Raw genomic sequence first — 22,473 nt, 5'->3', positions numbered from 1 at the left:
AACCCTGAATAAAACCCCGGCGGCAGGCATTCGGCCTGCTCCGGGGCTGCGCATGGAAAACGGTAAATCAGTCGTCGCCCCATGAGCGGGCGCGATCTTCAAGGATCAGCAGGCCTCTATGAACAAGTCGAAATTACGCAAGACGGGATTGATCACTGCGCTGGTACTGGTGGCGGGTGCCGTGCTGTATGCCGTCGAGGCACCGGCCAAACCGCCCGCGTACATTACCGCCAGGGCTGAGCGTGGTGACATCGAGAACGCCGTACTCGCCACGGGCGTGCTGGAAGGCATCAAGCAGGTGGATGTCGGCGCTCAGGTGTCGGGGCAATTGAAGTCACTCAAGGTCAAGCTGGGCGACAAGGTCAAGAAAGGCCAGTGGCTGGCAGAGATCGATCCGCTGGTATTGCGCAACACCTTGCGCCAGGCCGAAGTGGACGAGGAAAAACTCAAGGCCCAGCGGGCCTCGGCGCAGGCTCAGATGAAACAGGCCAAGCGCCTCTATGATCGCTACAAGGAATTACAGACCGATCAGTCGGTATCCCGCCAGGACTTCGAAAGCGCCGAGTCCGACTACGAAATGCAGCAGGCCAACGTACGGGCTCTGGACGCTGAAATCAAAAGCGCTCAGGTGCAGATCGACACCGCCAAGGTCAATCTGGGCTACACGCGGATCATCGCGCCCATCGACGGTGATGTGGTCGGTATCGTCACGCAGGAAGGCCAGACCGTCATCGCCCAACAACTGGCGCCGGTGCTGTTGAAGCTGGCCGATCTGGAGACCATGACCATCAAGGCCCAAGTGTCGGAAGCGGACGTTATCCATATCACGCCGGGGCAGGAGGTCTATTTCACGATTCTGGGTGAGGACAAGCGCTACTACGCCAAGCTGCGCGGCACCGAGCCTGCGCCGCAGGATTACCTGGAAACCGAAAGTGGCAGCTCGGCTTCCCGGCAGAACTCGGCAGTCTTCTACAACGCGCTGTTCGAAGTCCCGAATCAGGATCAGCGCCTGCGCATCGCCATGACCGCTCAGGTGCGCATCGTTCTGGGCACGGCGCGCAACGCGATTACCGTACCCGTTGCGGCTCTGGGCTCGCGCACCAGCGAAGGTGCTTCCGTTGTGCGGGTGGTGGACGCCAAGGGCTTCGCTCAGGAGCGCAAGGTTCAGGTCGGCATCAACAACAACGTGCAGGCAGAGATCAAGGACGGGCTGGTCGAAGGTGATCAGGTGGTCATAGGCGATCCGACAGCGGTTGTGGCAGGGGCCTGATATGAACCAGAAGGTAGAAGTCGCCGACCTGCATGAAGCCTCGATTGCAGCGCAGCAGCCGTTGCTGCAACTGGAGAGCGTGAGTCGCAGCTTCATGGCCGGGGATCGCGAGGTCACCGTCCTCAAGCAGATCAATCTGTCGATTCATGCCGGTGAGCTGGTGGCGATCATCGGTGCTTCCGGCTCGGGCAAGTCCACGCTGATGAACATTCTCGGTTGCCTGGACAACGCCAGCAGCGGTACCTACCGGGTCGCCGGTCAACAGACCCGTGACCTGGATGACGATGCGCTGGCTGCGTTGCGGCGCGATCATTTCGGCTTCATTTTTCAGCGTTACCACCTGCTGCCGCACCTGGATGCCGTGCGCAACACGGAGATTCCGGCCGTCTATGCGGGCACTTCGCAGGCCGGGCGTCACCAGCGTGCTCAGGAACTGCTGACGCGCCTCGGGCTTGGCGGGCATCTCGAGCACCGCCCGAGCCAGATGTCGGGCGGGCAGCAGCAGCGGGTCAGTATCGCCCGGGCCTTGATGAACGGCGGCGAGGTGATTCTTGCCGACGAACCGACCGGCGCACTGGACACCACCAGCGGCAAGGAGGTCATGCGCATCCTGCTGGAACTCCATGCATTGGGGCACACGGTCATCCTCGTGACCCACGACCCGAAAGTCGCGGCCAATGCCGAGCGGGTCATCGAAGTCAGCGACGGTGAAATCATCAGCGACAAGCGCACCTCGCCCCGTGTGCAGCCGGTGGCTGAACCCAAGCCTGCACTGCAGCCAACGGCCACCGCCCGGCGCCGCATGATCGCCAGCTTCGGCCTGTTTCGCGAAGCGTTCAACATGGCCTGGATTGCGCTGATTTCGCACCGCATGCGCACGCTGCTGACCATGCTGGGGATCATCATCGGTATCACCTCGGTGGTGTCGATTTCCGCCATCGGTGAAGGCGCCAAGCGTTACGTGCTCAAGGACATCCAGTCGATTGGCAGCAACACCATCGACATTTATGCCGGCAGCAACTTCGGCGACAGTCGGGCCAAGTCCATCGAAACGCTGCTGCCGTCGGACGTCACGGCGCTCAATCAGATGTATTACATCGACAGCGCCACCCCGGTGGTCGGGCGCAGCATGCTGGTGCGCTACCGCAATATCGACGTCGATGCACAGCTCAATGGCGTCAGCAGTCGCTACTTCCAGGTGCGCAACATTCAACTGGCAGCCGGCATCACCTTTGACGATCAGGATGCCCGGCGTCAGGCGCAGGTCGTGGTACTGGACCACAACACCGCCCAGCGTCTGTTCGGCCCCGGCGTCGATCCACTCGGAAAGGTGATCCTGATCGGCAAGCTGCCGTGCACCGTGATTGGCGTTACCAGCGATCACAAGAACCTGTTCATTGCAGGCAATACGCTCAACATCTGGATGCCCTACGAGACCGCTGCCGGACGCGTGCTTGGCCAGCGTCACCTGGACAGCATCAGCGTACGGGTCAAGGACGGCATGCCCAGCAAGGTGGTGGAAGAGGAAATCAAGGCGCTGATGCTGCAGCGTCACGGCACCAAGGACTTTTTCACCAACAACCTGGACAGCGTCATGCAGACGGTGCAGAAAACCAGTCGCTCACTGACGTTGCTGCTGTCGCTGATCGCCGTGATTTCGTTGGTAGTGGGAGGTATCGGTGTGATGAACATCATGCTGGTGTCGGTCACCGAACGAACCCGAGAGATTGGTATTCGTATGGCCGTGGGTGCCCGACAGTCGGATATCCGTCAGCAGTTTCTGGTGGAGGCGGTCATGGTCTGCCTGATCGGTGGCGTCATCGGCATCGGCCTGTCCTATGGCATTGGCTACCTGTTCACGCTGTTCGTCAAACAGTGGGAAATGGTCTTTTCCATGGCCTCGGTGGTGACCGCGTTCGCCTGCTCGACGCTGATCGGCGTGTTGTTCGGCTTCGTACCGGCCCGCAACGCAGCAAGGCTCGACCCTATCGAAGCGCTGGCGCGGGACTGAAGAGCGGCGTGCGGCCCCGGTCGCTCGACGGCATTTCCTCGGGCGACGCGTACATCCAGCGCATCAGCGAGTTGCGCCCGCTGATGCCCAGTTTGACCGCTGCCCGGCGCTGATAGCTGCTCACCGTGCTGACCTTGAGTGCCAGACGCTCCGCCTGTTCCATGGCGGTCTGGCCGGTCAGCAGTCCCACGCACACTTGCAATTCGCGCTCTGACAGCATCAGCCCGGTTTCACGCAGTCGCTCGTGGAAACGGTCTTCTAGGCCCTCTGGCTTCTTCGATTCGGCTTCCAGTGTCGCCAGCTGCAGGGCGTCAACGTGCTTTTCCAGAATCGAAAACAGCAGCGGAGAGATGTCTTCCAGACGACGTCGCTCGGTCATCGAAAAATCACTGGACGGGCGTCCGCGAAACGCTGTGATCTTGCAGCAATAGCTGGGCGATTCCTGTGCCGGGTTCAACTGGATGGAATCGGTGAAGCGCGAGGCTGCCCGAGGTGAAGTCACGGTCTCGTTGAACACCGTTGAAACCGGCGCTTTCGGTGTCTGCCAGGGCCTTGGCAGCAAGTAAAGGTGGGTGGCATCCACGGTCAATTGCGAGTTGATCAACTCATGAAACATGCTCGAGAAATGGCCGCTGCCGATGCTGGCTATGGCCCTGCCGATCTGGGGAAGTAGTGTAGGGGTCATCTTGCTCATCCATGATTTCAGAACTACTGACGTCTTTGAGACGTTAATACGACTTGGCAGTCACATAAACTAATATTTTTATTTAGTTGAACTAGCGTGCCTGCGAAAGATGACGATTTAGAGCAGCGGAAAATTATTTGTTACATATGGAAAGGCCTGTTTTTCCCGAAATACCGCTCCGCGTGGGGATGCATCCGTGAGCTCTGCGCCACGTTCGAGAGCGGACGCGGAGCGTCCTGGGCGGCGTTACCACGCTGGAGCGTGGGAACGATCATGGCGTTCCCTTGCACACTGATCGTGCCCATCGCTCTGCGTGGGGATGCCGCCCGTGACGCTCCGCGTCACAAATGGCACAGGCCGCGGACTCAATGAGCCGAGCACATGGCTCCAGTCACTTACGCGCCCCTTGGCGGCTTACATTGAGGGGCCTGATCGTGTCGTTCCCGACACGATCAAGGGACAGGGTTGGGTCGGGATCGCCGATTTGTGCGGTGCAGGGCGCCTTGGCAATCCCGGCGTAACAACAATCTGTCAAGGTTCGATCATCAGCCAAACCGTTGCAAACCGTGCCGTTGCGCGGTGTAGACGGTCTCTCGGCCCAGCCAGGACGGGGGCTTTATCGAAAAAGTGCGTGGACTCGGGATATAACACTAATTAGAATGAGTCTCATTTGACACATCCATAGCGCAAGGCCTCTCGACATGATCGAAGCAGCGACGTCAACGGACCATTCTCTACATTCCCTGTATCGCGACCACTATGGCTGGCTGGAAAGCTGGCTGAGACGGCGCATGGGCAATGCCTGGGATGCTGCGGACCTTAGCCAGGATACGTTTCTTCGCGTGCTGTCCAGTTCACAGCAGATCGCCGATATGCAGGAACCTCGTGCTTACCTGTTGACCGTCGGCAAGCGCCTGCTGAGCAACTTCTATACCCGTCGCAGTCTGGAGCAGGCTTATCTCGAAGCGCTTGCTCAGCTCCCTGAAGAGGCTGCTCCGTCTCCCGAACAGCGCTGGCTGCTATTGGAAACCCTGCAGGCGCTGGACGAGTTGCTGGATGGACTGTCAGCCGTCGTGCGCAGGGCGTTTCTGTGGAGCCAGCTGGAAGGCCTGGGTTATCGCGAAATCGCCGAACGTCTGCAGGTCTCCGAACGCACCGTCAAACGTTACATGGCCCAGGCCTACGAACATTGTCTGTTGGTGGACTGGTGATTCGTCAGTCGCTGTCCAGCGAAGATCGCGAAGTCGCACGCGCAGCGGCGCATTGGCTTGCGTTGCTGGAGTCCGGCTGCGCCAGCGACGAGGATCACCTCAGATTGCAGCATTGGCGCGACAGTGCCAGCAGCCACGAACGCGCCTGGCAAAAGGCTCAGCAGTTGCGTCAGCGTTTTTTCGGCCTGCCATCCCATCTGGCGATGGCCACCCTCGACCGTCCCGACAAGGCAAGACGTGCCGCCCTCAAAAGGGCGCTTGGGGTGGCCACACTGGTTCCGGCCGTCTGGCTGTTGGGTCGGCAGTTGCCGATCGACGTCTGGCGCGCCGACCTGCAAACCTCCATCGGTGAGCATAAGCGCCTTGCGCTGGCCGACGGCAGCCAATTGCAACTGAACACCGACAGCGCGGTGAACGTCGACCTGAACACCCGGCAAGTTACGCTGGTGCGCGGCGAGATGGCGCTCAAGGTATCGGGCAGTACGCCGCTGACCATTGAGGTTCCGTACGGCAGGATCATCGTCAGCCGTAGCGAAGTCTGCGTGCGTCTCAACGCCAGCGATTGCCGGGTCTCTGTTGTCAGCGGCAGTGTGCGTCTGCAGCCACTGCAAGGGTCTGAGCTGGACCTGCATGCGCAGCAACAGATCAGTCTGCGACCTCAAGGGGCAGGGCCGGTCAGCGCCTTCGACGCCCTGTCGCCAGGCTGGCGCGACGGCGTGCTGACCGCCCAGAACCAGCCGTTGGGCAGCTTCCTGCGTGAACTCGGTCGCTACCGTCCAGGGTTGCTGCGCTGGGAGCCCGAACTTGAAAACTTGCGTGTTACGGGCAGTTTCCGGCTCGACGATACCGACCGTGTTCTTTCGCTGCTGGCGGCCAGCCTGCAGGTGGATGTGCATATGCGGACCCGCTACTGGGTGACGCTGGTACCTCGCAAAACGCTTTCTGCAAAAAATAGTGCGTGAAGCCTGTCCCTTTTTTTCGCCTCACTGGTCATTCCAGGTAAGTGAACAAAAAACTACGAGAGCTTCCCTACATGTCCGCAGTGCCTCCTTATCGTTTACGTCCGCTTTTGCACTTGAGTCTGTTGCTGACCCTCAGTTCCAGCCCGCTGTTTATCTCCAACAGTTGGGCCGAAACCTCAGGGCGCCGCGCCTACGAAGTTCCGGCAGGCAGCCTGAGCGCCGCGCTGACCCGTTTCGCCGGGCTGGCCGGGGTGAATCTTTCGGTAGACCCTGCACTGGTGAACGGCCGCAACAGTGCAGGCCTTTCCGGAGACTTTGCGGTTGAGGAAGGCTTCGCGCGTCTGCTGCAAGGCTCGGGCCTGCAATTGATGCCGGTAGGCGAACAGGCCTACACGCTCGTTCCAGCGCCGAGCAGCGGCAGTCTGGAACTGGCGCCCACCTCGATTCTCGGTGCCGGCGGCACGACTGATGGTCAGGCCTATGCGGGCGGTCAGGTTGCACGCCGTGGCTCGCAAGGCATGCTCGGCGCGCGGGACTTCATGGACACTCCGTTCAGCATGACCACCTACACCCAGGAAGCGGTGAAGAATCAGCAGGCCCGCACGCTGGGCGACCTGATCGCCAGCGACCCTTCGGTGCGTGCGACCAACCCGGCGGGCGGACGCTACGAGCAGTTCACCATTCGCGGTCTTAGCCTGTTCAACAGCGACGTTTCCTACAACGGCCTGTACGGCATCCTGCCGACCTACACGATCGACATGGAAATGGCCGAACGCGTGGATATCCTCAAAGGGCCGAGCCAACTGGTCAACGGCATCTCGCCGCGTGGCAGTGTCGGCGGTGGCATCAACGTGGTACCCAAGCGCGCCACAGACAAGCCGATCACTGAATTCACCGGCAGTTATGCCTCCGACAGCCAGGTTGGCGGTGCAGTGGACATCGCCCGTCGTTTCGGCGACGAGGATAAGTTCGGTATCCGTTTCAACGGCGTCAAGCAGTCAGGCGACACCACCTGGGACCACCAGAGTGTCGACCGCCAGATGGCGGTCCTGGGGCTGGATTTCCGTGGCGAGCGCCTGCGCCTTTCGACCGATATCGGGCACACCGAACGCAACACCGATGCGCCACAGGAACGCGTCCAGATTGGCCCGAACGCCAAGGTGCCGAACGCCAACGATGTGCGGGACAACTACGCGCAATCCTGGAGCAAGGCACGCACCGAGGACACCTTCGGCATGGTCAACGCCGAATACGACGTCAACGATTCCGTGATGCTTTACGGCGGCGTGGGCGCGCGCAAAAGCGACCATGACTTCCTGCGCCATGCGGTTTCGATCACCAACAATGCAGGCGACTTCAGCGTTCAGCCGCGCGACTTCACCCGCGACGAAAACGTACGCACGGCCACGGCCGGTGTGCGCAACTGGTTCAAGACCGGTCCGGTCAGCCACGAAGTGAACCTGGCGGCCAGTTATTTCTACATGGACTTCGAGAATGGCGGTGCCCGCTACGCGGCGTCTCCGAGCAACCTGTTCAACCCCGTCGACACGCCGACGCCCGCCAACCCGACACGCAGGGATGACAAGGTCTACACCGAAAACCGCTTCAGCGGTCTGGCGCTGTCCGACACGCTGGGCTTTTTCGACGATCGCCTGCTGCTGACCCTGGGCGCACGCTGGCAGCGGGTCAAGGTCGATGACTGGACCAACAACGTCAAGGGCGACACGGCGTACGACGAGGAAAAGGTCTCGCCGTCGGGCGGCATTCTGTACAAGGTGACCGATGAGCTGTCGGTGTACGCCAACTACATGGAAGGCCTGAGCCAGGGCAAGATCGCACCATCGACCTCGATCAACGAAGACGAGATCTTCCCGCCCTTCATCAGCCGTCAGGTCGAGGTGGGTGCCAAATATGACCTGGGTTCGTTCGCCTTCACCGGCAGCGTGTTCCGCATCAAGCAGCCAGCCTATGAGACCAATACCACGTCACGGGTGTTCGGCCCCAACGGCAAGCGTGAGAACAACGGCGTAGAGCTGACCATGTTCGGCGAGCCGCTCAAGGGCTTCCGCCTGCTGGGCGGCGTGATGTACATCGACAGCGAACTGAAAAACACCACCGGCGGCACATTTGACGGCAACCGTGCGCCCGCCACGCCTGAATACAACGTCAATGTCGGGGCCGAGTGGGACGTGCCGACCGTACAAGGTCTGACGCTGACCGGGCGGGGCATCTACACCAGCTCGCAATACCTGGATCAGGCCAATACCAAGGACATCGATTCGTCCGAGCGCTTCGACGTCGGCGCGCGCTATGCCTTCAAGGTCGATCAGAAGACCGTCACGCTGCGGGCCAACGTCGAGAACGTCATGGACAAGCGCTACTGGAGCTCTGCCGGCGCCTCGGACGACAGCGAACCTGGTCTGACGCTCGCAACACCCCGAACCTATCTGATCTCGGCCACTGTGGGTTTCTGATCCATCACTCATGCGCTGCCCAGGGAAGGGCGTCTGCGCTTCACGACTCAATGCGGAACGACTCTGACAGAGAAAACGCAATGCAAAGTGCCAGTTGAATAAATAGTTCACGTATAACGTAATTAAAATGTGACCTTCAAAAAGGCAATAACCGATACGCCGACTTTTACGAGTCTTGGCGCTTTGAATATACCCAGCGTTAGTTGGCGTAATGCTGTGTGCCTTTAGTTAATCAGGCAAGGATGCACTGTCATATTTAATTCAGAATTAAATTTCAGTAACGGACTTGCAGTTTTGTGGAAATGAGAATAGTTTGCATCCCGAACTTAGCGAGGGTTACCCCATGTTGAATGATGGCTTATTGCACTCTACTACGTCTTCGCATAAAACCAATGCCAACTATCTGGCCCGGCAGGCGAGGTTTGAATCCAATGTAAGAAGTTACCCGCGCAAGTTGCCGCTGGCGATTGCCAAGGCACATGGGCTGTGGGTAACGGATGTTGAGGGCAACACGTATCTGGACTGTCTGGCCGGGGCCGGAACGCTGGCACTGGGGCACAACCATGAAGCAATCATGGCCAGCCTCGACAGCTTCCTGACCTCGGGAATGCCGATGCACACCCTGGACCTGACCACGCCGGTCAAGGACGCTTTCAGCGAGACGTTGCTGAGCCTGCTGCCTGGGCAGGGTCGGGACTATTGCCTGCAGTTCTGCGGCCCGTCCGGCGCCGACGCGGTGGAAGCCTCGATCAAGCTGGCGAAAACCGCCACGGGGCGCAGCAACATCATCAGCTTCTCCGGCGCTTACCACGGCATGACCCACGGCGCTCTGGCACTGACCGGCAACACCGGACCGAAAGATGCGGTCGCCAGCCTGATGCCCGGCGTGCAATTTCTGCCGTACCCGCACGAATACCGCTGCCCGCTGGGCCTCGGTGGCGAAGCCGGGACCGAAGCGCTGAGCTACTACTTCACCCAGTTCATCGAAGACGTCGAAAGCGGCGTATCGCTTCCGGCTGCGGTGATTCTGGAAGCCGTTCAAGGCGAAGGCGGCGTCAATCCTGCGCCGGACAGCTGGCTGCGGCAGATCCGTGAAGTGACCCGTAAACACGGGATTCTGCTGATCCTTGACGAAGTACAGGCCGGGTTTGGCCGCACCGGCAAGATGTTCGCCTTCGAGCATGCCGGTATCGAACCGGACATCATCGTCATGTCCAAGGCAGTCGGTGGCGGTCTGCCGCTTGCCGTGCTGGGCATCCGGCGTGAGTTCGACGCGTGGGCACCGGGCAATCATTCCGGCACCTTCCGCGGCAACCAGATGGCAATGGCCACCGGTCTTGCCACGCTGGAAGTGTTGCAGCGCCAGAACCTGGCCGGTCAGGCCGCCAGACGCGGACAGTGGCTCAAGGATCAACTGACACTTTTGCAACAACGTTACCCGGCCATGGGGCAGGTACGTGGACGCGGTCTGATGCTGGGCATCGAGATCGTCGACGAGCGCAAACCTGCAGATCGTCTCGGCAGTTTTCCGATAGACGCCGAACTTGCGTTGGTCATTCAGCAGCAGTGTTTCAAACAGGGACTTTTGCTGGAGCGGGGTGGCCGCAATGGCAACGTGATCCGCCTGTTACCGCCGCTGATCATCACGGACGAACAGTGCCAACTGGTTATCCAGCGATTCGAAGAGGCACTCAAGGCCGCGCTGAGTCAGTTGCGCACTCAATAACTTCATCACGTTATTGTTATTCAAGACAATCTGGACCGGTCAGAACTTCGGGCCGAACGAACGTAGCGTATTTGCTGACAGGGTTTATCTGGCCATGGCGTGCCGAGTGATAAGCCGGGCAAATGCTTGAGTTGTTTTCGCAGCAGATGATTATCTGACACTTTGTTGCGATGTCACTTAGACAGTCAGCGTAAAGCGACTGTGGAGCAGACATGACTAATACCGATCGCACCGTTTTATCAACGATGGTGAGCGAGCTGGCGACGACCCGCGCGTTACTCAATTGCCTGATAAAGGAATTTGCACTGCCGGAACACTGCCTTCATTACACATGGCCACAGGGCATGCAGGGCATCGCGCCTGGGTGTTTTGTCGATGGCGGCCATTGGAAAGGTATTCCGCTGACCATCAGCCTGCCCAACAAACAACAGTTCTTCGTACTGGTGGACCGCCGTGACGGCCTAGGCAGCTACCGCTACCTGTCCGATGTCTATGCACGGCGTGGACAGGGCAGCTGGCAGTGCCCGGCATTTCCCGAGTTCGTTCAGCAACTGCTCAGCGCCTGTGAGCACATGACCCGCGCCAGCAACGACGAACTGCTCGATCAGGTCATGCAAAGCCAGCACCTGACGGCCGCCATCGTGGCCCACAACATGACCGGCGAGCACCCAGAGCCGTTGAGCGGCTACCTGGCCAGCGAACAGGGTCTGTGGTTCGGCCATCCCAATCATCCCGCGCCCAAGGCACGGCTGTGGCCGAAACATCTGGCCCAGGAAACCTACGCGCCGGAGTTTCAGGCCAAGACCGCGCTTCACCTGTTCGAGGTGCCGATGGAAGGACTGCGGATCACTTCCAATGGTCTGAGCGAGACACAGGTCATGGCCGGTTTTGTCGATCAGGCAAAGGCCCGTCCCGGACACGCGCTGATCTGCATGCACCCGGTGCAGGCTGAGCTGTTCATGCAGGATCGTCGCGTACAGCGTCTGCTGGAGCTGGGTGAAGTCACGGACCTCGGCACCACCGGGCCGCTGGCCAGTCCGACGGCTTCGATGCGCACCTGGTACATCGAAGGCCACGACTATTTCATCAAGGGTTCGCTGAATGTGCGCATCACCAACTGTGTCAGGAAAAACGCCTGGTATGAGCTGGAAAGCACGCTGATCATCGACGAACTGTTCCAGCGCCTGCAGCAGACGCAGCCGGAAACCCTCGGCGGGCTGTCCACGGTGGCTGAGCCGGGTTCGATGAGCTGGGCACCCAAAGGGGTCGGTGAAACCGATGCCCACTGGTTCCGCGAACAGACTGGCGCGATTCTGCGGGAAAACTTCTGCCTTCGCTCCGGTGCCGACCGCAGCGTGATGGCGGGCACCTTGTTCGCTCGCGACCTGCGCTCAAGGCCGCTGGTGCATGATTTCCTGCAGCGCTTCAAAGGCTGGGAACTTGGTGATGAGGACCTGCTGACATGGTTTGATCAATACCAGGCCTTGCTGCTGCGCCCGGTCATGGCGCTGTTCTTCAACCATGGCGTGGTGATGGAGCCGCATTTGCAGAATGCCGTGCTGATCCACGATAACGGCCAGCCTCGACAGTTGCTGTTGCGCGACTTTGAGGGCGTCAAACTCACCGACGAACTGGGCATCAAGTCCATCGAGGTCGGGCTGCACCCGCGCATTCGCCAGTCGCTGACCTACTCCCGCGAGCAGGGCTGGAGCCGAATCACCTACTGTCTGCTGATCAACAACCTGTCCGAAGCCGTGCTGGCCCTGAGTTGGGAGCGGCCACACCTGGCGCCCTTGATGTGGCAGCAGGTCGAGCGACAACTGCGCAGCATTCGCGAGGAACTGATACGTCCGGCGCCGGAACTGGATGCATTGATTGCAGGCCACTCGATTGCCTGCAAGACCAACCTCAAGGTGCGTTTGGCGGCCAAGGCTGATCGCGAAGCCAATTACGTGCGTCTGGCATCGCCGTGGGGCGAGGAAGCGCGTTACGCCGAGCAGGAAGAGGTGCGTTATGCATAAGTTGCCTGACACGGTGCGTGCCGCCATAAACGAGGCTCGGTCGCTGGACACGGATCCGCTGGCTGCCTTCGTTTACGATCTGGACGCCCTTGAGCAGCATGTGAGCGAGGTCATGGCAGCGCTGCCTGCTGGCGTGGAGCTGTATTACGCGATCAAGGCCAACAGCGAAGCGCCGGTACTGGCGACGCTGGCCCCGCTGGTCAGCGGTTTCGAGATTTCCTCGGGAGGAGAAATCGAGCGGGTGATGGCGTGCCCGATGCGCAAACCCTATGTGTTCTCAGGCCCCGGCAAGCTGGACTCGGACCTGCGTAGCGCGCTGCTCAACAAGGTCGAGGCGTTTCATGTGGAAAGCCTCAACGAAATCGAACGTCTGCAACGACTGGCCAGCGAGGTCGGGCGTGTGCAACCGGTGTTCATCCGCATCAACCCTCAGTTGCCGCCCACCCAGTCGAGCAGGCTGGCCATGGCCGGAACTGCCACACCGTTTGGCATCGACGAAGCGGACCTGGCTGAAGCCGTGCAGCGCGTGGACAGCGCCAGCCACCTGTCGCTCAAGGGTTTTCATGTGCATGCCATGTCGCACCAGCAGTCGGTCGAGCGTCACGAGCAATTGATCGATCTGTACCTGCAGCGCTGGCCGCAATGGAAAGCCCTGACCCGTAACCCGGAGCAGGTTACCCATTTCAACGTGGGCGGCGGCATCGGTGTCGATTACCTCAGCGGCCAGCGCTTCGACTGGCAGCGCTTTTGCCGTTATCTGGAAAAACGCCTGGGCGAAGAGGCCGATGCGCCGATTCTGCGTTTTGAGCCAGGGCGTTTCATCAGCGCCTATTGCGGTTACTACGCGATTGAAGTGCTGGATATCAAGACCAGTCACGGCGAGCACTTTCTGGTATGCCGCGGCGGTACCCACCAGTTCCGTCTGCCGGTTGCCCAGAGCCATGATCACCCGGTCATTCATCTGCCCAATGTGCCACAGACTGCCGAATCCGAGGAAAAGGCCTGCACGGTTGTGGGCCAACTATGCACGCCCAAGGACGTATTGAGTCGCAAACATCCGTTCAAGGGCGTCGAGATCGGTGATCTGCTGGTGCTGCCATTGGCGGGTGCCTATGGCTTCAACATTTCCCATGTGGATTTTCTCTGCCATCCGCGTCCGGCGCAGCATTTCATACGCAACGGTGAGCGGATCCGGGAGGACCTTCGGTGAAATCCGGCTTCAACGTCCCGCGCAGTTGGGTGGTGATCAACGTTTTACTGGGCACACTGACCGTGAGCCTCAGCAACAGCTCGCTCAACCCGGCGCTGCCTACGTTCATGGAAGCGTTCCGGATTGGTCCGCTGATGGCCACCTGGATCGTCGCTGCGTTCATGACCAGCATGGGCATGACCATGCCGCTGACCAGCTTTCTCAGCCAGCGGGTAGGGCGCAAGCGTCTGTACCTGTGGGGTGTTGCGCTGTTCATCGGTGGGTCACTGTTGGGCGCACTGGCCAATTCCATTGCGCTGGTCATCGCGGCGCGGGTGGTGCAGGGCGTGGCCAGCGGGCTGATGATTCCGTTGTCGCTGGCAATCATCTTCGCCGTGTATGAAAAGCATGAACGGGGCAGGGTAACCGGGCTTTGGAGCGCCGCTGTGATGCTCGCTCCGGCACTGGGACCGCTGTGCGGCAGCCTGCTGCTGGAGTGGTTCAGCTGGCGCTCGCTGTTCCTGATGAATGTGCCCATTGGCCTGCTGGCGTTGTTGCTGGGCGTCGGTGTGTTGCCAGCGTCCGAACCTGCGGAACGCAAGCCTTTCGACCTGATTGGCTACCTGCTGATCGCGTCAGGGATCGGCCTGCTGATGGTGGCTATCAGTCGCATGCATCATGCCGAGGCGCTGTTGGACCCGCTCAATCAAGCCATGGTGCTGGTGGCCGTGGCCTGCCTGATCGCGTTTGTCCGCGTGGAACTGCGTCGTAAGGATCCGTTGCTGAACCTGCGTCTGTTCAACCTGCGTGGCTACCGGCTGAGTGTGATCGTCGCCGTGGTGCAATCGGTCGGCATGTTCGAGTGCCTGGTGCTGTTGCCGCTGCTGGTGCAGACCGTGATGGGCTACAACCCGATCTGGACCGGTCTGTCTCTGCTCTGCACGGCGGCGTTCGCCAGCCTGTTCGGACAGTGGGGCGGCAAGGCACTGGATCGGCATGGGCCACGCAAGGTGGTCGCCATCGGCCTGTTGCTGACCGGGCTGTCGACGCTGGCGCTGGGTCTGCTCAAGTCCGATGCGGAGATAGGCGTGGTGTTCGTCCTGATGATGGTTCGCGGCGCCGGACTGGGCCTGTCCTACATGCCCATCACCACCGCCGGTCTCAATGCCTTGCCTGAGCCGATGGTCACGCAGGGTGCGGCGATGAACAACATTTCACGGCGTCTGGTGGCGTCGCTGGGGATTGTGATCGCTTCCCTGTGGCTCGAATTTCGCCTGAGCTCGGCAGGGCCGACCGCCACGCCGTCTGCCATCAGCGAAGTGTTCATTGCCACCGGCCTGTTGATTCTCCTGGCTTTGCCCTGCGCCTGGCGCTTCCCCGTCAATGAAGCGCCCGTGAAAGAAAAGCCTGTCAACGACGAGCGCGCCGAGGCACAGCCCGACGCCGTCGAAACCCGATAATTTTCATTTGAGGTATGAACATGGCAACCCCTCTACCGCTGAACCCTTTGCCGCGTGAACCAAAATCCGTCAAAGCCCCGGCAACCGGCGACTGGCTGGCGGATATCGACGCGGACCGTTATACAAAAGTGCAGCGCCGCGTGATCGGTCAGTTGCTGCAGACGCTGCTTTATGAAGCCGCTCTGCCTTACACCTGTGTATCACTGGATGAGCATCGGCACTTGTTTGTGGTGCCAGCAACCGATTCGGCTCAGGCACCTGTCGAGTACCGCTGCAGCGGCCTGCTCAGCAGCAGTTTCGAACTGATCCGGCTTGATCATGCCAGTCTTGAACGTGTCGACAAAAACGGTAAACGCAGCGTACCGGACCTGCACCAGGCCCTGACCGAGCTGTTGAGCCCATTCAAGGACAGCCCGCATCTGGCGCGCTTCATCCAGGAAATCGAGCAGACCCAGCTCAAGGATCTGCAGGCCCGCAATCAGGACTATCAGCCCGCAAAGCCCGCTCATCAACTGGATGTGGATGCGCTGGAACAGCATTTCATGGACGCCCACAGCTACCACCCGTGCTACAAGTCGCGCATCGGCTTTTCACTGGCCGACAACGTCAAGTACGGACCGGAGTTCGCCACGCCGATTGAAGTGGTCTGGATTGCAGTTGCGAAAACCAACGCCTCTGTCGGTCATGTTCGTGCGATGGACCTTCAACAGTTCGTCCGTGACGAACTCGGCACACAGCGCTGGCAGGCGTTTGCCCAGACGCTGGCCGCGCAGGGCAAGTCCATCGACGACTATCAGCTCATGCCGGTGCATCCGTGGCAGTGGGACAACGTAACCGTATCGACTTTCTTCCCGGAACTGGCGAGCGGTGAACTGATCTACCTGGGCACCTCCAGCGACCAGTACAAGGCCCAGCAGTCAATTCGTACACTGGCCAATGCCAGCGATCCGGTGAAGCCGTACGTCAAACTGGCGATGAGCATGACCAACACCTCCAGCACCCGCATTCTGGCGCGTCATACGGTGTTGAACGGGCCGATCATTGCCGACTGGCTGCAACACTTGATCAGCACCGACAGCACGGCTCGGGAGCTGGGTTTCGTGATTCTGGGCGAAGTGGCCGGGGTCAGTTTCGATTATCGCCATCTGCCGGAATCGCGTTCCGCGCAGACCTACGGCACGCTGGGTGCGATCTGGCGCGAAAGCCTGCATCAGTACCTCAAGGATGATGAGCAGGCCGTGCCGTTCAACGGGCTGAGCCATGTGGAAAATCGTTACGGTGATGGAGAGCAGTCGCCTTTCATCGATGCATGGGTCCGCCAGTACGGCCTGGAAAACTGGACCCGGCAATTGTTGCAGGTCACTGTGCCGCCGATCATTCACATGCTCTATGCCGAGGGCATCGGCATGGAGTCCCACGGCCAGAACATCATACTGATCACCAAAGACGGCTGGCCGCAGCGCATTGCGCTCAAGGACTTCCATGACGGCGTGCGCTATTCGCCGGCACATCTGGGCCGCCCCGAACTGTGCCCGGAACTGGTGCCGCTGCCCGCTAGCCACGCGAAGCTCAACCGCAACTCGTTCATCATCACTGACGATGTCAACGCCGTGCGCGACTTCTCCTGTGATTGCTTCTTCTTTATCTGCCTCGCGGAAATGGCCATTTTCCTGCGCCAACAGTACCAACTGGACGAAGCGCTGTTCTGGCAGATGACCGCCAATGTGATCCTCGGGTATCAAAAGGCCCATCCGCAGCACCGTGACCGTTTCGGGTTCTTCGATGTGTTTGCACCGACCTACGAAGTGGAAGAACTCACCAAACGTCGTCTGCTCGGTGACGGCGAACGCCGCTTCAGGTCTGTGCCGAACCCTCTGCATGCCTACAGGCCGCAATGATGCTGAGGACCAACACGCTCAAGCAGAAGCTCGGCAGAGGCCAGCCGGTGTACGGGCTGATCAGCTCGATCCCGGCGCCTGCCGCCATCGAATTGATCGCCGAAGCCGGTTTCGACTTCGTGATCATCGACATGGAGCACGTGCTGATCAACCCGGAAACCGTGGAGAACATGATCCGCGTGGCCGAAAGCTACGACCTCACGCCCCTGGTGCGGGTCGCCGATCTGAACCCGAAAACCCTGCTGCGGCTGCTTGATGGCGGCGCGCAGGGCATCGTGCTGCCCATGATCGAAAGCCCCGAACAACTTGCGGAAGCGATTGCGGCCTGCAAGTACCACCCGCTGGGCCGCCGCAGCCTGAATGCCGGGCGTCCTGGCTCGTTCGGCAAGCACAGCCTGGCGCAGTACGTCAAAGCCGCGAACGAGCAAATCATGCTGGTGGCGATGATCGAGAGCGCCGAAGGCGTGCGCCGCGCATCCGACATCGCTGCGGTGCCGGGGCTGGACATGATTCTCGAAGGCGCGGCGGATCTGTCCCAGTCGCTCGGCATGCCCTGGCAGATCGATACCCCCGTCGTGCAGCAGGCACTGCTCGACACCTGGCAGGCAGCCAAAGCCGCCAACGTTGCCTATTGCACCATTCCCCGCCAGCCGGGCGACGCTGCTCGCTGGCAGGCTCGCGGGGTCAACGCTTTTGTTCTGGGGGATGAGCGCGGCATTGCCTTTCGTGCGCTTCAGGCCCGCCTGACCCAACATTCTGTAGAAGGAAACTGATCCGATGAATTTCACTTCACATGCCGCAGACCTGGTGATGCAGGATCTGGTCGACTGCCTGCTGGCCGAAGACTTTTTTGGCCAGGAAAATCTGGCATTGCAGGACACTGCTCAATGGCAACTGAGCCACCCGCAGGCTCCGGCGCTGTCCGGGAAAAGCGCCGGCCAACAGGTATGGGACTGGAACTGCGATGCCGCCGAGCAACGCTTCATCAGCATTGCGTTGCGCCCCGGCATCACCCAGCAATGGGAGAAGGTACCCGGCACGCCGGTGCTGGGCCGTCAGGGCGAGCGCTGGACGCAGTTGTCGCCCGAAGACTTCATGAAGTGGGTGTTCGCCGGCATGGCGACGCGCTTTGCCGACAACGAAAAAGGTCTGTCGCTGTTCCTCGATGTGCTGCGCATCAGCGTCTGGCAGACCGCACTGTCGCTGGATCACAACGTGGACGACCAGAACCTGATGGGCCAGGACGGTCACACCTTCTTCCGCACCATGGAGCAATGGGCCTCGTTGCGTGACCGTCCTTACCATCCGCTGGCCAAAGCCAAGCAGGGCCTGGATGAGCAGCAGTACCGCGCCTATCAGGCCGAGTTTGCCAAACCGGTGGTGCTGAACTGGGTGGCGGTGGACAAGACCCTGCTGCAATGTGGCGAAGGCGTTGCGGACCTGCAGGCGTCTTTTCCGGCCCGTTACCTGCTGCCCACTGACCTGCAGGCCCGGCTTGACCACGAAATGCAGGCTCGCGGCGTTGCCGACAGTCACGTCGTGCTGCCGGTTCATCCCTGGCAGTTCGATCACGTGCTGGACGCGCAAGTGGGTGACGCGCTGGCCAAGGGCGACTGCCTGCGCCTGGACTTCCAGGAAGCGTCGGTATTTGCCACCTCGTCGTTGCGTTCGATGACGCCGTGCTTCGACAGCGCCGATTACCTGAAGCTGCCGATGGCGATCTACTCGCTCGGGGCATCGCGTTATCTGCCAGCCGTGAAAATGATCAATGGCAATCTGAGCGAAGCCTTGTTGCGTCAGGTGGTCGAGAAGGACGAGACACTGGGTCGCTCGCTGCACCTGTGTGACGAGCGCACGTGGTGGGCCTTCATGCCGACTGGCGCCAGCCTGTTCGACGAAGGCCCACGTCATCTTTCGGCGATGCTGCGCCGTTATCCGGCAGCACTGCTGGACGATCCCGAATGCCGTCTGCTGCCGATGGCCGCGCTGGGCACGCCGTTGCCGGGCAGCAACCGGCACTTCTTCGATGAGTGGATGGCGTATCGCGAGCTGCCACGCAATCAGGCCTCGGTGCTGACGCTGTTCCGGGAGTTGAGCCACAGCTTCTTCGACATTAACCTGCGCATGCTGCGCCTGGGCATGCTCGGCGAAGTGCACGGTCAGAATGCGGTACTGGTCTGGAAAGCCGGGCAGGCACAGGGCCTGTTGCTGCGTGATCATGACTCGCTGCGCATCTTCGTGCCGTGGCTTGAGCGCAACGGCATGCAGGATCCGGTGTATCGCATGAAGAAAGGTCATGCCAATACCCTGTACCATGAGCGCCCCGAAGATCTGCTGTTCTGGTTGCAGACCCTGGGTATTCAGGTCAATGTCCGGGCAATCATGGACACCCTGGCGCAGGTCTACGACATTCCGGTCACCGCGCTATGGACCGTATTGCGCGATGTGCTGGACAACCTGATCACCACCATTGAATTCGACGAGGAGGCCCGTAACATGCTCCGGCACCAACTGTTCGAAGTACCGAACTGGCCACAGAAACTGCTGCTCACGCCGATGATCGCGCGTGCTGGCGGGCCGGGCAGCATGCCGTTCGGCAAGGGGCAGGTGGTCAACCCGTTCCACAGGTTGCGACGTGAGGTCTGACGAGCCTGATCAGCCATCGCGGCGCAAGGTACTGCGCCTGTCGCTGGGACTGTTGGTGTTACCCGGATTGACGCTGCCCGGCATTGCCCGGGCAGCGCCGTTGCGGGTGGTCACGCTGTTTCAGGGCGCCTCCGACACAGCGGTGGCGCTGGACGTCACGCCCTGTGGCGTGGTGGATTCCTGGAGTGAAAAGCCCATGTACCGCTACCTGCGCCCGGCGCTGGCGGCGGTGCCCCATGTGGGCCTGGAAACCCAGCCGAGCCTGGAAGACATTGTGCTGCTCAAGCCGGACCTGATCGTGGCCTCGCGTTTTCGCCATCAACGCATTGCGCCGTTGCTCGAACAGATTGCACCTCTGGTGATGCTGGAAGAGGTGTTCGAATTCAAGCGCACCCTGGCGATGATGGGCGCGGCCCTGAATCGCCAGCAGCAGGCCATGGCGCTGCTCGGGCAATGGCAGCAACGTGTGGCAACGCTGCGTGAACAGCTGAAGGCGAGGTTTGCCGGACGCTGGCCCATCACTGTATCGGTGCTCGATGTCCGCGAGGACCATATCCGCAGTTATCTGCCTGCCAGTTTTGCCGGCTCCGTGCTCAGCGAGCTGGGCTTCGACTGGACACCCGCCGCCCGCGAAGCACAGGGCGTTTCCCTCAAACTCAGCAGTAAAGAGAGCCTGCCTGTGGTCGATGCCGACCTGTTCTTTATCTTTCAGCGTGGCGACAGCAAGGCCGCGCAAAACACGTACGAAAAGCTGGTGCAGCATCCGTTCTGGAAACAGTTGCGAGCACCGCAGGACGGCCAGGTCTGGCGCGTCGATGCGGTGGCCTGGAGCCTGTCCGGCGGAATTCTGGGCGCCAACCTGATGCTCGACGAAATATCAAAGGTCGCGCTCGGGACCCGCTCTTCATGAAGCAAGGAACGAGACTGGGCATCGGCGCGCTGGTGCTCATGGTGTGCATGGGGTTGAGCCTTGCGTCAGGGGCCAGCTGGATTTCGCCCACGGCGATCGTCAACAGCCTCTGGCAGCCTGATGCCTTGAGTGCGACCCAGCATGTCCTGCTCGACAGCCGCTTTACCCGTACGCTGATGGCGATTGCCGTGGGCGCGAGTCTGGCCGTGGCTGGCGCCCTGATGCAGGCCCTGACACGCAACCCGCTGGCGTCTCCGGGTCTGTTCGGCATCAATGCCGGGGCGACGTTTTCGATCATTGCCTGTTCGTCGTTGCTGACTCTGACGTCGATGAGTCAGTGGCTGTGGTGCGCTTTCATCGGCGCGGCGGTGGCGGGGTGTCTGGTCTGGGTGATCGGCAATCGGGGGCAGGGCAGCCTCAATCCGCTGCGTATCGTGCTGGCGGGAGCGGCTATCACGGCGCTGTTCACCGCGTTCAGTCAGGCGTTGCTGGTGGTCAATCAGGACGGTCTGGACACGGTGTTGTTCTGGCTCGCGGGTTCGCTGTCGGAGCGCGACCTGAGCACCGCGGCGCCCATGCTGGTCTGTGTGGTGCTGGCCCTGATCGCCGCGCTGCTGCTGGCAGGGCAGGTCAACGTGCTCAATACCGGCGAAGCGATTGCCACCGCACTCGGCCAGCGCACCGGGCTCATCCGCCTGCTGATGAGCATCGTAATCATTGCCCTGGCGGGCAGTGCAGTGGCGTTGGCAGGCAGTATCGGCTTTATCGGCCTGCTGGTGCCGCACATGGTGCGCAAGACACTGTCCATCGACCATCGCTGGCTGCTGCCGGGCTGTGCGCTGCTGGGTGCGACGCTTTTGCTGCTCGCCGATACGCTGGCGCGGGTAGTGATCGTGCCGCAGGAAGTGCCGGTCGGTGTGATGACGGCGCTGTTCGGTGCGCCATTTTTCATTGCGCTGGCACGTCGGGGAGCGCGTTATGGATAAGCACCTGACGCTCCGTTATCGCGGATTTTCCAGACGTTTCAGTCTGGCTGGCCTGACACGATTGCTGGCGGCGCTGGCCTTCACCTTACTGGTCATGCTGGGCTCACTGGCGCTGGGCAAGGTCAACCTGTCGCCTGCAACGTTGTTTGACGTGCTGTTCGGGCAGGCAGACCAGCGTCTGGTGTTCATCGTCGAGCAACTGCGCATGCCAAGGCTGGCGCTGGCCGCGCTTGTGGGCGCAGCGCTTGCCGTGTCCGGCCTGATCCTGCAGAGCATCATCCGCAATCCGCTGGCGTCGCCTGACCTGCTGGGCATCACCAGCGGTGCCAGCGCGGCAGCGGTGATCTACCTGTCGTTCTTCTCGGCAGCGCTGGGTGCGCAGTTTCTGCCCCTTGCCGCCATCAGCGGTGCAGGTCTGGCAGCATTGGCCATCTATCTGCTGGCCTGGAATCAGGGTGCTTCTCCGCTGCGGCTGGTGCTGATCGGCGTCGGGGTATCGGCTTTACTGGCTGCCGTCACCACCTTCATTCTGGTGTTCAGCCCGTTGACCACCACCTTGTCGGCCTACGTCTGGCTGACCGGCAGCGTATATGGTGCCAGTTGGCCCGAGCCACGTGCGCTCGCAGGCTGGCTGGTGGTGGTTCTGCCATTGCTGGTGCTGCTCGCCCGACAGGTGCGGGTGCAACAGCTGGATGATGACCTGGCTCAGGGTATCGGTGTGCGTGTGCAGTGGTTGCGCGCCGGGCTGTTGCTGGTCAGCGTGGCGCTGGCCGGTCTGGCAGTGGCCTGGGGCGGGGCGATTGCCTTTGTCGGCCTGATCGCGCCGCACATCGCCAAACGTCTGATGCCGCCGGGGTTCGCCGGGCAGGCGCTTATGTCTGCGCTGATGGGCGCCAATCTGGTGATGCTGGCCGATCTGGCCGGACGTACGCTGTTCCTGCCGCTGGACCTGCCCGCAGGAATTTTTGTCGCGGTGCTGGGCACGCCGTTTTTTCTGTATCTCTTGATCAACCAGCGGCATTAA

16 protein-coding genes are annotated in these 22,473 nt (G+C 60.9%); 15 read left to right on the top strand and 1 reads right to left on the bottom strand.

Annotated features, from left to right (window positions below; translation table 11 throughout):
- Positions 1-118 precede the first annotated feature (118 nt).
- Both macA and AC0IXS_RS01025 read left to right on the top strand, forming a co-directional pair.
- Entirely contained in the window at positions 119-1,270 is a 1,152-nt protein-coding gene (macA, locus tag AC0IXS_RS01030) for a macrolide transporter subunit MacA (RefSeq protein WP_122439002.1), read from the top strand.
- Between the two features lies 1 nt (position 1,271).
- Positions 1,272-3,281 carry a MacB family efflux pump subunit gene (locus AC0IXS_RS01025; RefSeq protein WP_471823487.1) on the top strand — a complete coding sequence of 670 codons (2,010 nt, stop codon included), beginning with the start codon at positions 1,272-1,274 and terminating at the stop codon, positions 3,279-3,281.
- Here AC0IXS_RS01025 and AC0IXS_RS01020 read toward each other — a convergent pair.
- The gene (locus AC0IXS_RS01020) at positions 3,256-3,966 is read right to left on the bottom strand and encodes a helix-turn-helix transcriptional regulator (protein WP_043303523.1); all 711 of its coding nucleotides are present in this window, start codon (positions 3,964-3,966) and stop codon (positions 3,256-3,258) included. The genes AC0IXS_RS01025 and AC0IXS_RS01020 overlap by 26 nt on opposite strands.
- 701 nt (positions 3,967-4,667) lie before the next feature.
- On the opposite strand from AC0IXS_RS01020, the gene AC0IXS_RS01015 reads away from it, so the two are divergent.
- From AC0IXS_RS01015 to AC0IXS_RS00955, 13 genes are all read left to right on the top strand, one after another.
- Complete coding sequence (locus AC0IXS_RS01015) at positions 4,668-5,177, top strand: sigma-70 family RNA polymerase sigma factor (RefSeq protein ID WP_004882203.1); 510 nt, start codon at positions 4,668-4,670, stop codon at positions 5,175-5,177.
- The gene (locus tag AC0IXS_RS01010) at positions 5,174-6,139 is read left to right on the top strand and encodes a FecR domain-containing protein (protein ID WP_449124560.1); all 966 of its coding nucleotides are present in this window, start codon (positions 5,174-5,176) and stop codon (positions 6,137-6,139) included. The genes AC0IXS_RS01015 and AC0IXS_RS01010 overlap by 4 nt, the downstream gene beginning before the upstream one ends.
- Before the next feature lie 71 nt (positions 6,140-6,210).
- The gene (locus AC0IXS_RS01005) at positions 6,211-8,613 is read left to right on the top strand and encodes a TonB-dependent receptor (protein WP_137202070.1); all 2,403 of its coding nucleotides are present in this window, start codon (positions 6,211-6,213) and stop codon (positions 8,611-8,613) included.
- A gap of 343 nt (positions 8,614-8,956) precedes the next feature.
- The gene (locus AC0IXS_RS01000; RefSeq protein ID WP_471823484.1) at positions 8,957-10,339 is read left to right on the top strand and encodes a diaminobutyrate--2-oxoglutarate transaminase; all 1,383 of its coding nucleotides are present in this window, start codon (positions 8,957-8,959) and stop codon (positions 10,337-10,339) included.
- A gap of 212 nt (positions 10,340-10,551) precedes the next feature.
- The gene (locus AC0IXS_RS00995; protein WP_471823482.1) at positions 10,552-12,360 is read left to right on the top strand and encodes an IucA/IucC family protein; all 1,809 of its coding nucleotides are present in this window, start codon (positions 10,552-10,554) and stop codon (positions 12,358-12,360) included.
- Complete coding sequence (locus AC0IXS_RS00990) at positions 12,353-13,570, top strand: type III PLP-dependent enzyme (RefSeq protein ID WP_471823480.1); 1,218 nt, start codon at positions 12,353-12,355, stop codon at positions 13,568-13,570. The genes AC0IXS_RS00995 and AC0IXS_RS00990 overlap by 8 nt, the downstream gene beginning before the upstream one ends.
- Positions 13,567-15,009 (top strand): DHA2 family efflux MFS transporter permease subunit, encoded by a 1,443-nt coding sequence (locus AC0IXS_RS00985; protein ID WP_471823478.1) that lies wholly within the window; start codon positions 13,567-13,569, stop codon positions 15,007-15,009. The genes AC0IXS_RS00990 and AC0IXS_RS00985 overlap by 4 nt, the downstream gene beginning before the upstream one ends.
- A 20-nt stretch (positions 15,010-15,029) precedes the next feature.
- A complete protein-coding gene (locus AC0IXS_RS00980; RefSeq protein WP_471823476.1) occupies positions 15,030-16,907 on the top strand; it encodes an IucA/IucC family protein in 1,878 nt (625 codons plus the stop codon).
- Positions 16,907-17,680, top strand: coding sequence for an HpcH/HpaI aldolase family protein (locus AC0IXS_RS00975; protein WP_163000478.1), 774 nt, complete (start codon positions 16,907-16,909; stop codon positions 17,678-17,680). The genes AC0IXS_RS00980 and AC0IXS_RS00975 overlap by 1 nt, the downstream gene beginning before the upstream one ends.
- Positions 17,681-17,684: 4 nt before the next feature.
- Entirely contained in the window at positions 17,685-19,553 is a 1,869-nt protein-coding gene (locus AC0IXS_RS00970; protein WP_471823474.1) for an IucA/IucC family protein, read from the top strand.
- Positions 19,543-20,463, top strand: coding sequence for an ABC transporter substrate-binding protein (locus AC0IXS_RS00965; RefSeq protein WP_137202075.1), 921 nt, complete (start codon positions 19,543-19,545; stop codon positions 20,461-20,463). Before AC0IXS_RS00970 ends, AC0IXS_RS00965 begins: the two co-directional genes overlap by 11 nt.
- On the top strand, positions 20,460-21,449 hold the full coding sequence (locus tag AC0IXS_RS00960) for a FecCD family ABC transporter permease (RefSeq protein ID WP_096766935.1): 990 nt from the start codon (positions 20,460-20,462) through the stop codon (positions 21,447-21,449). Before AC0IXS_RS00965 ends, AC0IXS_RS00960 begins: the two co-directional genes overlap by 4 nt.
- On the top strand, positions 21,442-22,473 hold the full coding sequence (locus tag AC0IXS_RS00955; protein ID WP_449121599.1) for a FecCD family ABC transporter permease: 1,032 nt from the start codon (positions 21,442-21,444) through the stop codon (positions 22,471-22,473). The genes AC0IXS_RS00960 and AC0IXS_RS00955 overlap by 8 nt, the downstream gene beginning before the upstream one ends.

This window comes from Pseudomonas sp. AC016 (assembly GCF_979253365.1).
The sequence above is the reverse complement of the archived record's forward strand: the minus strand, read 5'-3'. Positions and strand labels throughout refer to the sequence as shown.